The 14102-nt window shown below is 44.0% G+C and carries 12 protein-coding genes; 3 read left to right on the top strand and 9 right to left on the bottom strand.

What is annotated here, in order from left to right; all coding sequences use genetic code 11:
- Positions 1–8: 8 nt before the first annotated feature.
- Positions 9–1229 carry a hypothetical protein gene (locus R7P72_RS03170; RefSeq protein WP_064369408.1) on the top strand — a complete coding sequence of 407 codons (1221 nt, stop codon included), beginning with the start codon at positions 9–11 and terminating at the stop codon, positions 1227–1229.
- A gap of 4 nt (positions 1230–1233) precedes the next feature.
- Positions 1234–2082 (top strand): hypothetical protein, encoded by an 849-nt coding sequence (locus R7P72_RS03165; RefSeq protein WP_064369407.1) that lies wholly within the window; start codon positions 1234–1236, stop codon positions 2080–2082.
- A gap of 499 nt (positions 2083–2581) precedes the next feature.
- Here R7P72_RS03165 and R7P72_RS03160 read toward each other — a convergent pair whose 3' ends face one another.
- The 9 genes from R7P72_RS03160 to R7P72_RS03120 all read right to left on the bottom strand — a co-directional run bounded on the left by R7P72_RS03160 (position 2582) and on the right by R7P72_RS03120 (position 13104).
- Entirely contained in the window at positions 2582–5683 is a 3102-nt protein-coding gene (locus tag R7P72_RS03160; RefSeq protein ID WP_206949437.1) for an efflux RND transporter permease subunit, read from the bottom strand.
- Positions 5680–7008 (bottom strand): efflux RND transporter periplasmic adaptor subunit, encoded by a 1329-nt coding sequence (locus R7P72_RS03155; RefSeq protein ID WP_213907137.1) that lies wholly within the window; start codon positions 7006–7008, stop codon positions 5680–5682. The genes R7P72_RS03160 and R7P72_RS03155 overlap by 4 nt, the downstream gene beginning before the upstream one ends.
- Positions 6995–7651: a TetR/AcrR family transcriptional regulator gene (locus R7P72_RS03150; protein WP_021707693.1), complete on the bottom strand. Its 657-nt coding sequence runs from the start codon at positions 7649–7651 to the stop codon at positions 6995–6997. The genes R7P72_RS03155 and R7P72_RS03150 overlap by 14 nt, the downstream gene beginning before the upstream one ends.
- Positions 7652–7843: 192 nt before the next feature.
- Positions 7844–8503, bottom strand: a complete 660-nt coding sequence (locus tag R7P72_RS03145; protein WP_213907138.1) for an HAD family hydrolase — start codon at positions 8501–8503, stop codon at positions 7844–7846.
- 2 nt (positions 8504–8505) lie between these two features.
- Positions 8506–9525, bottom strand: coding sequence for an ABC transporter ATP-binding protein (locus tag R7P72_RS03140; protein ID WP_213907139.1), 1020 nt, complete (start codon positions 9523–9525; stop codon positions 8506–8508).
- Entirely contained in the window at positions 9522–10310 is a 789-nt protein-coding gene (locus tag R7P72_RS03135) for an ABC transporter permease (RefSeq protein WP_213907140.1), read from the bottom strand. The genes R7P72_RS03140 and R7P72_RS03135 overlap by 4 nt, the downstream gene beginning before the upstream one ends.
- Positions 10311–10312: 2 nt before the next feature.
- A complete protein-coding gene (locus tag R7P72_RS03130) occupies positions 10313–11203 on the bottom strand; it encodes an ABC transporter permease (RefSeq protein WP_017633568.1) in 891 nt (296 codons plus the stop codon).
- The gene (locus R7P72_RS03125; protein ID WP_213907141.1) at positions 11200–12024 is read right to left on the bottom strand and encodes an alkaline phosphatase family protein; all 825 of its coding nucleotides are present in this window, start codon (positions 12022–12024) and stop codon (positions 11200–11202) included. The genes R7P72_RS03130 and R7P72_RS03125 overlap by 4 nt, the downstream gene beginning before the upstream one ends.
- A gap of 12 nt (positions 12025–12036) precedes the next feature.
- Entirely contained in the window at positions 12037–13104 is a 1068-nt protein-coding gene (locus tag R7P72_RS03120; RefSeq protein WP_005373851.1) for an ABC transporter substrate-binding protein, read from the bottom strand.
- Positions 13105–13314: 210 nt separating this feature from the next.
- On the opposite strand from R7P72_RS03120, the gene R7P72_RS03115 reads away from it, so the two are divergent.
- Entirely contained in the window at positions 13315–14043 is a 729-nt protein-coding gene (locus R7P72_RS03115) for a UTRA domain-containing protein (RefSeq protein ID WP_005387087.1), read from the top strand.
- Positions 14044–14102 lie beyond the last annotated feature (59 nt).

Here is a 14102-nt window from a genome sequence, read left to right as displayed (position 1 = left end):
GATTAGTAATGACTTGGGAATTTATTGAAAGGAAAGAGGCTTTTGATTACATTGGGCTAAATAATAAGTCGGTTAATGAGGTTGAACAATTCTTACATGGAAGAGTGAGACTTTCAGCTGCACTCTTTAGCAATAAAAAACTATACTTATCAAGACAATCCCTCATCATGCTTGCGTCTCTGAATGAATATGATCAGAAGCAAGTTGTCAAAGAAATGTATTTTCTCTCATCTAATCCAAGCACACCGTCTGTAGTTAGACACAAACGCAATCCATTGCTTCGAATATTTCGAACTAGGTATCCCTTCAAAAATTATCATTATTTATTAACTTGTATCCTTAGAGACGGGAAAGTTGTAATTCATGATATTGCTTTTGATGAAAGATTACATGGCAAGGATATCGCAAGACATCCTGAACAAAGAACCCAGATGTACCATGTAAAAAAAATAGAGGGTAGAGGAGGTGAATACGATGGAACACAAAGTCACGAGGAAGCGGAGTTGCTTTTGGCTGAGTGGGATCACGCTAAGGCAAGTTCTACACATCAAGTTAACACACTTCATGCTTCGGTAAATGGAATGCTAAATGGCTATCAGAAAGCTGCGACACTGATGGGAGTGCATACGCAGGTAGCTTATAAAGAAGACAAACCGACCGAATATACTTTATTTCACAACCCTTCAGATCATGCAAAGTTAGATCTCATTGAATGTGTTTATGACAAAACTCGTTTTACTTCGCACAATGCTCAACACCTTGCAGCAGTGATGAAACAATGTGCAGAGCAGGGTAAGCAAGTAAAATGGACAGTGCATAGCCAAGGTGCCATTATTTTTAACTCTGCTCTTGAGTATGTTAGAAAAAAGAACCCGAGCTTAAGATTATTGAATCAACAAATCGTTGTGCATGCAGGGGGAGCAAATACAACGAAGATAGGGAAAAATGCACAGCAGCTTGGCTTGAAAGTTAATTACATAAAAACCAGAACTAACCCTTTTGATATAGTGCCAAATATTGCAGCGAGACAAACCCCGTTATCGACAAGTAGTCTTGTTCGCTGTTGTAAGTTCTTGGGGCTGGTAATGAATGGAGAGGTAACTGAAAGTCCGCATACATTACCCTATTTTGGAGTTGAATCTTATCGACGACAGCTAATGATGTCTGGTAATAATATGGCTAGTAAACGTTTAAAAGATGTTGATAAATATTTAAAAAGTAAGAGATAGACATATGAGTTTTATTAAAATGTGTAAAGATGGTTTTAGAGGAAAGCCGGATTTCTCTAATTTATTACATAATGCGTTCCAGATAGATGACTTAGTGCTGTCATTTGAATGTCCGAACAACATATATGAAGGACATGTATACCAGGACCTTGTTAATTTAGAACAGTTCGATGTTGAATCAAAAGTAGAGAGGCATGAAAGGTTTGTAAAGTTAGCTACGGTATATTTTTTGTTTCAGAAGAAAATATTAAACCCTTTGCTTCCTATTAACAAACAAGGTGGATTATATATTAGGCTACGGGTTAAATCTACTGGAGAAGATATTGATAATATTAGTCAATTGTCCTCATTTTTAGAGAGAGAATATTATGATTTTTATCATGCCCCGGAGCAAAGTGAAGGCTCTATGAGGGGGTATCATACAGACTTGATGAAAGAATTGACTAAGCGTGCGAATAAACAATGGGGAGAAATTCCAGAAAGTGAAGACAGAAAAAGAGAAAAAGAAGAATATTTAATTAGAGGTTTCTTAAGTGGTTATCCACCAATAAAGTGTGAGCTAGTTGAAGTTGGAAAAAACAAATACTCAAAATACTCAGAAGGTAATCTTAAGTATAAGAGTGAATTACGAAGAGTATACAATTTACCCATAAAAAATGAATTCTACCTGAGCATCGAGTTTTGGTATAAGTACGAATCGATGTTTGCTAAGCAGAAGTTTTTAGATTGGGTGAGAAGTGCTGATGAAACTTTTGAAAAAAAAGTATTGGAATTACTGGACTTGTCTCCGGTAATCGAATCGTATACGGCTGGAAAAACAGAGAGATTGAGCAAAGAAACTAACGCAGATTAAGTCCATTTCAGTGGGAAGAAAAAAGCCCGCGAAGAATGCTTTCACGGGCGAAAAAAGGGCACCAAATTGGGTGTCTATTCATTTTGGAGATGGTCGAACGTCCATATAAAACTGACAATAGGCTTGGTGAGAGGCTTACCACCAGCGCGACCAACGAGGCTAAAGTTAACATTGTTGTAATCATTGTTAAAATGTTAATTCTTCAATCAATGTTTTCATTATCGTGAGTTTAAATTGTGAATGTGTTGCCTACGTGTATTTTTACTCTGTGAAATGCCGTTTTTGACAATAAGATATATTATAAATCTTGTGTTGGTTATTTGATCTGGTTATATAAAACTCAACATACTTAATCCTTAACTGTTCATATTCACACTTAATGAGACACAATAACCCTCTGTTTGTTAAGTGATTGTGTGTTTTTTTAACGTATTGGTATTGAACAAAAAGCGAGCTAAGCCGCTCTTGTTCATTTTGATAAATGTACTTATCAGTCGTTTTAGATTTCTTCGTGTTTATGGACTAGGCCGAAGTCAGCTAAAATGGCATACGCGGCAGGGATCATAAACAACACCAGCAGAGTGGATGCGAAAATACCAAACACGATGGATATAACCAGTGGTTGGATAACCTGTGCTTGCAAACTGGTTTCAGTCAGCAACGGAAGCAAACCTGCTGCAGTGGTCATTGATGTTAGGAATACTGCTCTAAAGCGTTCTCGACTGGCTTTGACTACCGAGTCATGCACATTATCCCCTTCATCCACATGATGGCGTATGTACTGAACTAACAGAATCGAGTCATTCACCACAATCCCTGCTAATGAGACGAAGCCCATCATACTTGGCATACTTAATGAGTGACCGAGTAGGATGTGTCCCCATACCACGCCAATAAAGGCGAGGGGAATCGCAAGCATGACGACGAATGGTTCCAAATAACTGCGGAATTGGTAACTCAGAATCGCAAACACGCCAAACAAACCAAGCAAGAAGCCTTTACCCATTGATGCGCCAGTTTCAGCGGTATCTTTGGCTTCACCTTCAAAATCAAAGCGAAGACCAGGATACTTTTGCATAAGCTTTGGTGCTTCATCCTGTTGGAACTGACGAATAATGGCGGTTGAGTTGGCTTTCGTATTGTCGATATCGCCGAATACGCTTACAGTGCGCAAGCCATCAATGCGCTGGATTCTTACGTAATTACGCTGGAAATCCAAAGTTGCAATGGTCGCGAGTGGGATTTGACTACCATCGGACAAGATTATTGGGAAGTTTGCCAATTGCTGTAAGTCACCAGCTTGCGCTTTATCGAGGCGAACTTCGATGGAAATGTTTTCTACCCCAACTTGGATCTCGTCTGCGGTTTGGCCAAAGAAAGCTGCACGCAATTGATTGGCAATGAGCTGACCGTTAATACCATAAGCTTCCGCCCCAGGACGAAGTTTAACCAAGACTTCTTCTTTACCCATACGCATGTCATCCAACACGCCATGGACACCGTCAAACTCATTTAAGTATTGTTGAATGTCGATAGAGGCGGCTTTGAGCGCATCCAGTTCATCATGCTTCGCTCGAATTTCAATCGCTCGTCCACCCGGCCCCATGGTCGGTTGTTTAAATACCAGCGAGATAGGATCGGCAAGTTCACCAATGTCTTCACGCCATGCATCGATAAATTCATCGATGAGTGTGTTACGACTCTCTGCACCCAGCAAATCCAGACGTACCGTGGCAATGTGAGGGCCAGATTCATTCGCGTCGGCGTTAGCGTTGAATTGACTGGTGATGTGTAGAACCAATGGATTGCCGTCTTCCACTTTCTCTGTCCATTCTTTATCTAGCTTTTGAGCGGAAGCGACGATCTTATCGACGACAGCTTCCGTTTGAGACAGAGAAGAACCCGGAGGAAGAATAATACGCGCTTCTGCAATGTCGCCATCCAACTCAGGGAAGGGTTGGAACTTGAGTAAACCACCTACTAACGTGGCCGCGGAGATAAGAAGCAAGGCAACCACGCCACCCATAAAGGCATAGCGATACTCGACCACTTTATCTACTGCGTTGACCAAGGTGGTGTTGCGGAAGTTTTCAAAAGAAGCGAGCAGCTTTTGTTTGAACTTCGGTGTTTTTCGCTCTTGCTTTTGTTTATGTAGCGAATGAGAAAGGTGGTTAGGTAGGATCAAGAAGGCTTCCACCAAACTCAAACTCAAAACGAGGATCAGAACTTGAGGAACTGCTTTAAGTACCGCACCCATTTCACCTTGCAGGAATAACAAGCTACCAAAAATACACACCGTAGTTAGGAAGGAAGAAATTACCCCTGGCAGTACCTTTTTCACTCCTTTTATCACGGCATCATCGATCTCTTCTCCTCGGTCGAGGTGAGCGGCAATCGATTCGGCAATAACGATGGCATCATCCATCATGATACCGATGGCCATGAGTAACCCGACCAAAGACATGATGTTGATGGACAGGTCAAGTTGCGCCATCAAAAATAAGCCACCTAAGAAGGCTACGGGCAAACCAGCTGCGACCCAAAAAGAGTAGCGAAAACTAAAGAACAACCACATGGTGGCGAAAACCAGAATGATACCTTGCCAACCGTTTTTGACCATCATGGTCAGGCGATCCCAAAGCACAGATGAAAGGTCATTGGTCATTTGTAGCATCACACCGTCTGGCGCGATGGCTTGTTGTTCTTCGACAAATTGAGCAACACGTTCTTTGATGCGCAGTGCATCGTCTTCTTTGTTTTTACTGACTTTTAATAGGGCAGAAGGGTGACCATCAAAGAGGACTTTCTGTTCATCTAATTCAAATCGGTCGGTAATCGTCGCAATGTCTCTTAGACGGATGATTGATCCATTTGGACCAGAGCCCATGACAATAGTCTCAAGCTCTTCCGGCGTCACACGTCGTTCATCAAAGCGGATCAGAAAGTTCTTATCTGGCGTTTCGACATTACCACTTGGCAACTTGACGTTTTGACGACCAATCTGGTCCGCAATATCACCAACACTCAAACCAAGTTGTCGGATAGCTTGAGTGTCTAACTCTACTCGGTATTGGTGGTCAGAGAAGCCAGCAACTTCAACCAAAGAGACATCGTAATCGATTTTTAACGTGCGTTTAAGCTGTTCGGCATACGCTTTTAGCTCTGGCCATGTGGTATCTGCGGTGATCGCGACATCCACAACTGGCTCGTTCCAATCGAGCTCTTGGACCACAGGAGATTCAATCTCTTGTGGGAAGTCGTTTATCGAGTTGATCTGGGTTTGAACATCAACCAACATGCGCCCAATGTCGGCTTCTTCATTCAGTTTTAAGATAAGACGCGCAGAACCTTCAATCGCTTCACACTGAGTTTCTTTAATGTTGGCAAGGCCATCGACAGCATCTTCCATTCGGATACAGATGCTCTCTTCTACCTCTTGAGGGGAAGCGCCGGGGTAAACCACACCAGCTAGGATGTAGGGCGGATCAAACTCAGGAAAAGTTTCACGCTTAATCGTGGAAAGTGAAGAAATCCCCAATATCAGCAGCGTTAGCATCAGCAAGTTGGCTGCTGTTGGATGCTTGGCGAAGAATCGGATCATGAATCAGACTCCTCAATAGCCGTTTCTGACTGTTCAGGTGACTCTTTCAATAGCATGCCGTTAATCGCAGGCAGCAAATCGTTGATGATCAGCTTCTGACCTTGCTCTAGTTGACCATCGATCACCACTTGGTTATTGCGACGATATAACACTTCAACCGTGACGACTTGCAGACGGTTGTCATCTCCCATCAGGTAAATCTTATCGCCATGAAGCGCACGCTCTGGGATGACCCAACTCGGGTTCTCTTGTCCCTCAATCAAGGCACGCACAAACATGCCGTTCACCAATGGAGGCGCAGACGTTGGGTTTAATGCACGGTAGTCTTGTTCAATTTCCAGAATCACACCGGCAGTCGCTTGGCTTGGATCAACCGTTTCACTGATGCGTGCAACTTTTGCTGGCCAGCTTGCAGAGAGGTTACCGCTGCTGAGTTCAATGTTGGCATGAATCGCATTCATATCAGGTTGTGGAATACCAGATTCATCGCGGACAAACTCACCGATGCTCGCCGCCAAAGTTTGCATGTCATGAAGGGATAGTTGAGCTTCCACTTCCATGACATCAATACCATGTCCTGTCACCATGGTTTGTTGGAGGTTAACCACTTGCTTTTTCTCAATTTCTACGTCAGCAATACGCAAATCGTAAGGAAGCGTGATGATGGTTTTATCAAGCGAGCGTTCGGCCTCATCCACTTTTGATGCATTAACTTTAACTAGGGCTTCCGCGACTCGTTTCTCATCCGGCATCAAACCAATTTGATTTTCAATATCCAGCACTAACTTACGTTGAGAGAGCGCGCTTTGCTCTTGCTGATCTACATCCGATTGCGAGGTTAAGCCTTTCTTACGTAGGTTTTGTTTACGGTCTAACTCTTTGTTGGCGATAACCAGACGGTTGGCTTCTATCTTGAGTGTGCTTTTGAGATTCGCTTCTTCTTGGTTCAGCTTAGCCAGAGAGGTTTGAGCAGATTTGAGATCGGCTTGAGCTTGAACCAGTTTCAGTTCGTAATCGAGTGGGTCGATTCGCAAGATTTCTGTCCCTGCTTGCAACACTTGTCCTTTTTCCAGCTGCGGATGGCGGTAGACCACTTTCCCCGTCACTTCGGCTATCGCTTTCCATTCCACTTTTGGGGCGATCTTGCCAAACCCTATGGCTACTGGAGCAATGGCTTTGAGCTCAAGTGGAATCGTCTCGACCAACCGTGCACGATCTCCAGCGGGTTTTACGGGCAAATCTGGTTTGAGGCTAATCGCCAAAAACAGAATGACGACCCCCACCGCAAGAGCAGGAAAGAACAGCAGCTTTTTATTTATCTTCATATTGGTCGCCCGAGTCTAAAAATCCATGTTTCATCAGTTGTATGTTGTGTTCGAATAATCGGTTCAAGAAGGCTTCAGAAAGTTCAATGCCATGAATGGCGAGCAGTGCTGGTGGTGCCATAAAAGGAAATACCATCAAGCTGATGTAAGAGACGCGACAAAGTTGAGGGTCGGCGTCTTTTCGTAAAACGCCACTGTCGATCAACTTATCAAAGATCACGCCTTGCATTGGCTTACTGATATCTGCGAAGACTTTTTCGAGCAGTTTGCGTTGGGTTTCCGATGGGGGCATATTCATAACTTGGGCAACTAAGCGTGGGAACTGTGGTACCTTGATCATTTCGCGGTAGTAGGTGCGCATTAGATCGAGAAAGTTTTGCTCGTTACTGTTGGATACCAACGTCTGCATCTGCTTTTGCATCGGTGACAGTGTTTCGCGCAACATGGTCTCGAACAAGCCTTCTTTGTTGCCAAAGTAGTAACGAATCATCGCCACGTTCACGCCTGCTTTCTGCGCGACTAGGCGAGTAGAGACCTTGTCATAAGCCATAATGGTGAAGAGTTCGCGCGCGTGGAAAATCAGTTTTTCCCTTGCGTCGATATTATCTGTGGGTCTTCCCGCCCTTCGATGCGCTTCCGTCACAATCTTCTCTCAAAATATTAAACATTTGATTAATTATAAGACGCTGATTTCTCATGCGACATGTGAAAAATTAATCAGTATTTAATCAAGTGATTAATTTGTGATGAAGAGAAGTAAAAAAGAGCAGAAAGAACTGCTCTTTGAACAAATAGAAAAGTATTTACTTAGGAAGAACGGTCTTGTGAGGCTAGATCACCCCCAACTTAACACACTCCAATTCGGTCTGTTGGCGTGTTCTTTTAGTTGTGGGCATGGATTTACCAGATAAGCGTAGTTCGCGTATTCACAAAGCGGTAAATCGTTGATTGAATCGGTATAGAAATGGATTTCGGAATAACGCTCAGGCTGATTTTCTAGCCACTGTTTTAATCGCGTGACTTTGCCTTCACGATAACTCGGGATACCGTCGATTTCAGCAGTATAACGGTTGTTTTTCTCGATTAAATCAATTCCGAGTGCGGTTGGAATATTAAGACGGCGACCAACGGCTTCCACCAAAAAAGTGACGCTGGCAGAGATGATAACCATATCTATACCATCACGAGACAGTTGCTCAATCAGGGTTTTGGCTTGAGGGAACTGTTTAGGCAAAATATGGCTTTCAACACATTCTTCAACCAAGGCGTTTACTTCTTCAATCGGCATGTTTTCTAGTGGCTTCATGGAGAACGCTAGGTAATCTTCCATGTCCATTTTGCCTTCAGAGTACAAGGCCATTAGACGCTGATCTTCCTTAATAAATAAAGGATCAGTCGCGATGTCTCTCTCAACCATAAACTCGTTCCAAATCATTGCGCAGTCAGCGTTTATTAGGGTTTCATCCATATCAAAAACATACAAAGGTTTGGACATGTTTAGGCTCTCACTGGCTGAATTTCGTTTAGGTTAAAGAGTAGCTCTAGTTGGCTGCCATTCGCTAGTAAGCGTTCTGAAGAGCGGTTAAGCAAGTCAACAGTGAGCTCACACTCTTCAACGTTCACTTGATAGCGAATAACATTACCTAGAAGCTGGTGGTTGGTGATCGTACCTACTTGTGGCGCTGAGATGTGGCTATCATATTGACGACCTTGCTCTTTTACATATATAGACTCTGGGCGAATCGCCACTTTCCATTCGGTATCAATGTTGAAGAGTTGCTTGGCTTTATTGGCCTCTACAAGGTTGTAGTGCCCCATGAAACCGGCCACAAACTCGTTAGCAGGATGAGTATAAATTTCTTCAGGTGTTCCTGCTTGAACAATTTCTCCTTTACTCATTAGGAAGATACGATCAGACATAATCATCGCCTCTTCTTGGTCATGAGTTACGAAGATAGTGGTGAGATTCATCTCTTTCTGAATATCTCGGATTTGCTGACGAAGGTGTTTGCGGATTTTGGCATCAAGCGCAGAAAGTGGTTCATCAAGCAATAATATGCGAGGTTTCACCACCAACGCTCGAGCGAGTGCGACACGCTGGCGCTGACCGCCAGAAAGTTGATGCGGACAGTGTTTTTCTTTACCTGCCAGATCCACTAGTTTGATGACTTTAGCCACTTCACGTCGAATATCATCATTCGCAAGCTTTTTCATTTTTAAGCCAAATGCAATGTTGCCTTCGACGGTCATATTGGGAAACAGCGCATACGATTGAAAGACCATCCCAATACCACGCTCTTGCGGGACTTGATGCGTGATATCTTCTCCGTTTACCCAAATCTCGCCTCCATCGACAGGGTTAAGCCCAGCAAGGCTGCGAAGTAGTGTCGATTTACCACAACCGCTAGGGCCCAAAAGCGTAATGAATTCACCTTGCTCGATGTTAAAGTGAATGTCCTCAAATACGGTGTTATCACCAAAACGTTTAGTCAGATTTTTCGCTGTTACGTAGCTCATTGTTTGACTCCTCGGCTGAAACGACTTGCCAACCAAGTCAGTAAAAAAATAAATAGGAAGTAGGTCATCACTAAGGCAGACGTAAAGTGGCCGCTCGTCTGACGCATGTTATACAAGTAGATTTGCAGGGTTTCATAACGTGTGCCGACTAAAATATTGGCGAACACAAACTCTCCCAATAGAAATGAAAATGAAAGGAAAAGCGATGCCATCAGTCCTTTTTTGAGGTTAGGTAAAATGACCATCAAAAACGCTTTGGTTGTGCTTGCTCCTAGCAAGTGTGCAGCGTCCATTAAATCGTTAAGGTTAATTGCTTCGAAGCTATTAGAAATCGCACGATACATGAACGGTAACGCTATGGTGAAGTAAGTACCTACTAGAATCCAAGGAGTACCGATAAGGGAGATTTCACTGTCAGCATAAAGTTGAAGCAAGCCGACGGAGGACACCACTGGTGGTACAGCGAATGGTAGCAAAATCAATACGTTAATGAGCTTGTCGAGCCTTGGAAAGTAGTAAAACACCACGAATATCGCTGGCAGAACTAGAATCACACTGAGGGTTAGCGAAGCAATACAAATAAACAGCGAACGCCCAAACGCTTGCAAAAAGCGTGGGTCGGTCAGCAATTTAACGTACCAATCAAAAGTGAAACCATCTGGAAGCACCGTGGCGCCCCAGCGTGATGAAAGCGAATAGACAAAGGTCGCTAAAATCGGGATGAGCATGATCCCAACAATGGAATAAACCACCGTTTTATGGAATCGAGTATTAACGTTGTTCATGACTACTTCCTACCTGCATAGCTTTTCGAAATGAGCCATTGGTTAATCACTGTGATAAAGGCAAGTAACGCCATTAGAATCACCGAAATTGCAGCGGCGAGATTAGGTTCAAGGAACAGGTCTCCCGATACCAGACTCGCAATTCTAATTGTGATGACGTTATAGTTACCGGAGGTCAGCGCATAAACACTCGCATAAGCGCCAATTGCGTTGGCTATTAAGATAATAAAGGTACCGAATAAGGCTGGTGAGAGCACTGGCAGAGCGATTTTCGCCCAATACTGTGATGTTTTGGCTCCCAGTAGCGCAGCAGCTGCTTGCCAATCATCGCTCAACGCGTCGAACGCAGGGTAGAGCAACAACACCGCCAGCGGGATTTGGAAGTAGATGTAAATGGCCAGCAGACCCCATTTACCATAAAGGTCGAAATCACCGAGTAAGCCATACTGCTTGAGCAAAAGGGTAATCGCCCCATTGGTGCCCAAAATAATGATAAAAGCGAATGACAGAGGTACGCCTGCAAAGTTGCTGCTCATGTTCGTAAACGCAATCACACCGTCGCGGACTTTAGAATCGACTCTGCGCAGAGAAGAGACCAACAGAGTCGCAATGGCTAAGCCAAAAATGCTCGACCATACAGCTAACCACAAACTGTTGCCAAACGCCTGCATCATAAAGGCGGAGTCGAGCACTTCAATGTAGTTATCGAAGGCAAACTCGCCATCGTAGATAAAGCTGTTTAACAGTACCCAAATCATCGGTGCGAGTTGAAATAGATAGAAAAACAGTGCGAAAGGCGCCAACCAAATGGCTGGCTTAAAGCGCTTTAACCAAGTACTTGCCAAATTTGAACGTGATTCGCTAGAGCTTGGAGAGAGGACTGAACTGCTCATAGTGCTAACAATTCCTGAGTGTATGGCTTCGTGTGGTCAAGGTTTAGCAATTGACAAACGGTGCCACAAATATCAGTTTGCTTAATATGGCAATCTTGATGGGTAAACTTATCACCAATGACAAACAGGGGAACTTCTCGCTCTTCAGGCAAAATCCCACCGTGAGAAAGATCGTTGTTCATGCCATGATCGCTGGTCACAATGATTTGATACCCATCAGCAAGCCATTGTTCGATGTAGTTGGAAAGAATAATGTCTGCACCTCGCGCACAATTGCGGTATTGGCGAGAGTCTAGGCCAAACTTATGTCCTGTATCGTCGATATTCATCGGATGGATCAATAAGAAATCAGGTTGATAGTTGCGACGTAAATACTCTGCGTCCAGGAACAAGGCTTCATCAGGATAATGATCCCAATGGTAAAAGCAGCCATGCTGGATATTCAGGGTTTCATCATGCGTGAAACGATCGCGAACAGGTTCAAATGGTGTGCGATTATAAAGCTCACTTACCCAATGGTAGGCAGCCGCAGCGGTCACTTTTCCTTGGGCTTTTGCCAAACTGAAAATGGAATCGTGTTTGGATAGACGAACGATATTGTTGTTTACGATGCCGCTTTCTACAGGGCGAACGCCCGTTAAAATGCACTCATAAAGTGGGCGAGACATAGAGGGCAGCTCACACTGCACAGGATAAAGCGTTGCGCGAGTTTCTTGTTGGGAACGACTTTGTTCTAGAAGACCATTGAGGTAGCCCATGCAATCACGGGCTACCTGATAGTTCAGTCCATCTAGAACAACAAGGATGACCTTATTGCTCATAACGACTTACTCTTATTGCTGGTGGATTAAGACACTTTCTTGCCATTGACGTGGCAGCTTACGTGCGGACTTTTCCCAAGCTGAGAAGTCAGTCACTGGGTGAACATTGCTGTATTGGTCATTAGCAATTAGCTTGTCTTGCACTGCTTGAGGCAGTGTGATGTTGGTGCGGATTGGACGCGCATAACCTTCTGCTAAGTTGATTTGCCCTTGATCGCTGAAGATGTATTCACGAGCAAGCTTTGCTGCATTAGGGTTCTTCGCGTATTTATTGATTATGGTTGTATAACCAGAAATCACAGAGCCATCTTGAGGAATGCTCACTGTAAAGCGGTCGCGGTCAATTTTGTCGCGGTAGTTCAATGCATTGAAGTCCCACATGATCGCCACTTCCACTTCGCCTTTTTCTAGGTTGGCGATGTTCGGATCGGTAAATGAAAGACGACCTTGCTTCGCGAGTTCAGAAAAGAATTTGAGCGCAGGCTTGAGGTTGGATTCGTCCCCACCGTTGGCGAACGCTGCGGCGAGAACCGCGTTGTTTGCCTGTGCTGCTACGCCTACGTCACCTACGGTCACTTTGTAGTCGCCTTTTAATAGGTCATCCCACGTTTTTGGCGCGTCTTTTACGAGGTTATTGTTGGAGATAAAAGAAATAGTGCCAGTGTAAGCAAGTGCCCAATGACCATCTTCGTCTTTTGCCCAATCTGGGATGTCATTCCAAGTTGTTGGTTTATATGGCTGAGTGACGCCTTTTTTAACCGCTACACGTGCGAAGGCAAAGCCTACGTCACCAATGTCTGCGGTCGCGTTTTTCTTCTCAGCTTCGAATTTTGCGATTTCTTGAGCCGAGCTCATATCCGTGTCTTGGTGCTTAAGGTTGTAATTTGACTTTAAATCAGCCCAAGTGTCTTTCCAGTTTGCCCAACTGTCAGGCATACCCACACTGTAAACCGCCCCTTCTTTTTGTGCTGCAGCTACCAAAGATTCAATATCGGCTTCTTTCGCTACTGTTGGCGTAGCGAGCGTTACCGCAATGATTGCCGCTGGTGCGGTAATTGAACGACTTAGCAAAGTTTTCATTGTCTCCATCCTTCTGGACTAGGTCAGTAAGTTCGCTTTGTATGCTATGGATGGAATGTGACGATTTAGCGCAAGTAATTTGACAGTTTTGCTGATTTTATATGGCACTTATATTTCATACGTTCAGTATGTGTTCTGTTGATTAATGTCATATTTTTGTTACGTAAACGCCTTATGTTATTCGTCAAATTATCGTTGGACTAGATCAGAATGAGAGCGACAGGCACCGGACAATTTGGTACCCAATTAGGAAAAATTAGAAGCAGCTTAAAACAGCAGATTCTTTCCGGCATCATGTCGGAAGGACAAAAACTGCCGTCAGAGAGAGAGCTCAGTGAGCTGTTTTCTACGACTCGAATCACTATCAAAGATGCGTTGGTGTCTTTGGAAACGGAAGGTCTTATTTATCGAGAAGAGCGCCGGGGTTGGTATGTATCTCCTGAGCGTATCTGTTACAACCCGTTGTCTCGTTCTCACTTCCATCAGATGATTCGAGAGCAGCATCGTATTGCAGAAACTAAGCTACTCAACGTGCGAAGTGAAATGGCCGCAGGTGAGTATGCCAAATCGTTAGAGGTTGAGCGAATTACCCCAATTTATGTAATTGAACGGTTACGTTTTATTGATGGGCGAGCGGTATTGTTTGTTGAGAACGTGCTCAAAGCGGCACTGTTTGAGGGTATATTGTCTGAGAACCTCACCATGTCCCTGACAGGCATTTATCGTGAGAAGTATGGTTACGAGACAAAGCGCTCTCGTTTTGATGTGATTCCCACGTCAGCTCCTGCTCATGTCGCTAAGGCGTTGAACCTAGCTGAAGGACAACCCGTTCTGAAAATTCGGCGGGTAAACTACAAACAAGATGGGCATTTAATGGACTGCGAATTCGAGTATTGGCGTCCAGACGCAGTGATGATTCGCATTGATAGCGTAGGATAAAGCGCAGAATTAAAAAGAGCCCAATGAAGGGCTCTTTTTCGCATATTGGTTAGAGAGGC

This window comes from Vibrio sp. Vb0888, assembly GCF_033338835.1.
Classification (GTDB): domain Bacteria; phylum Pseudomonadota; class Gammaproteobacteria; order Enterobacterales; family Vibrionaceae; genus Vibrio; species Vibrio alginolyticus.
The sequence above is the reverse complement of the archived record's forward strand: the minus strand, read 5'-3'. Positions and strand labels throughout refer to the sequence as shown.

Bases quoted from the DNA above. Each gene is read 5' to 3' on its own strand.
- R7P72_RS03170 (WP_064369408.1), top strand. From the start codon at position 9: ATGACTTGGGAATTTATTGAAAGGAAAGAGGCTTTTGATTACATTGGG.
- R7P72_RS03165 (WP_064369407.1), top strand. From the start codon at position 1,234: ATGAGTTTTATTAAAATGTGTAAAGATGGTTTTAGAGGAAAGCCGGAT.
- R7P72_RS03160 (WP_206949437.1), bottom strand. From the start codon at position 5,683: ATGATCCGATTCTTCGCCAAGCATCCAACAGCAGCCAACTTGCTGATG.
- R7P72_RS03155 (WP_213907137.1), bottom strand. From the start codon at position 7,008: ATGAAGATAAATAAAAAGCTGCTGTTCTTTCCTGCTCTTGCGGTGGGG.
- R7P72_RS03145 (WP_213907138.1), bottom strand. From the start codon at position 8,503: ATGTCCAAACCTTTGTATGTTTTTGATATGGATGAAACCCTAATAAAC.
- R7P72_RS03140 (WP_213907139.1), bottom strand. From the start codon at position 9,525: ATGAGCTACGTAACAGCGAAAAATCTGACTAAACGTTTTGGTGATAAC.
- R7P72_RS03135 (WP_213907140.1), bottom strand. From the start codon at position 10,310: ATGAACAACGTTAATACTCGATTCCATAAAACGGTGGTTTATTCCATT.
- R7P72_RS03130 (WP_017633568.1), bottom strand. From the start codon at position 11,203: ATGAGCAGTTCAGTCCTCTCTCCAAGCTCTAGCGAATCACGTTCAAAT.
- R7P72_RS03125 (WP_213907141.1), bottom strand. From the start codon at position 12,024: ATGAGCAATAAGGTCATCCTTGTTGTTCTAGATGGACTGAACTATCAG.
- R7P72_RS03120 (WP_005373851.1), bottom strand. From the start codon at position 13,104: ATGAAAACTTTGCTAAGTCGTTCAATTACCGCACCAGCGGCAATCATT.
- R7P72_RS03115 (WP_005387087.1), top strand. From the start codon at position 13,315: ATGAGAGCGACAGGCACCGGACAATTTGGTACCCAATTAGGAAAAATT.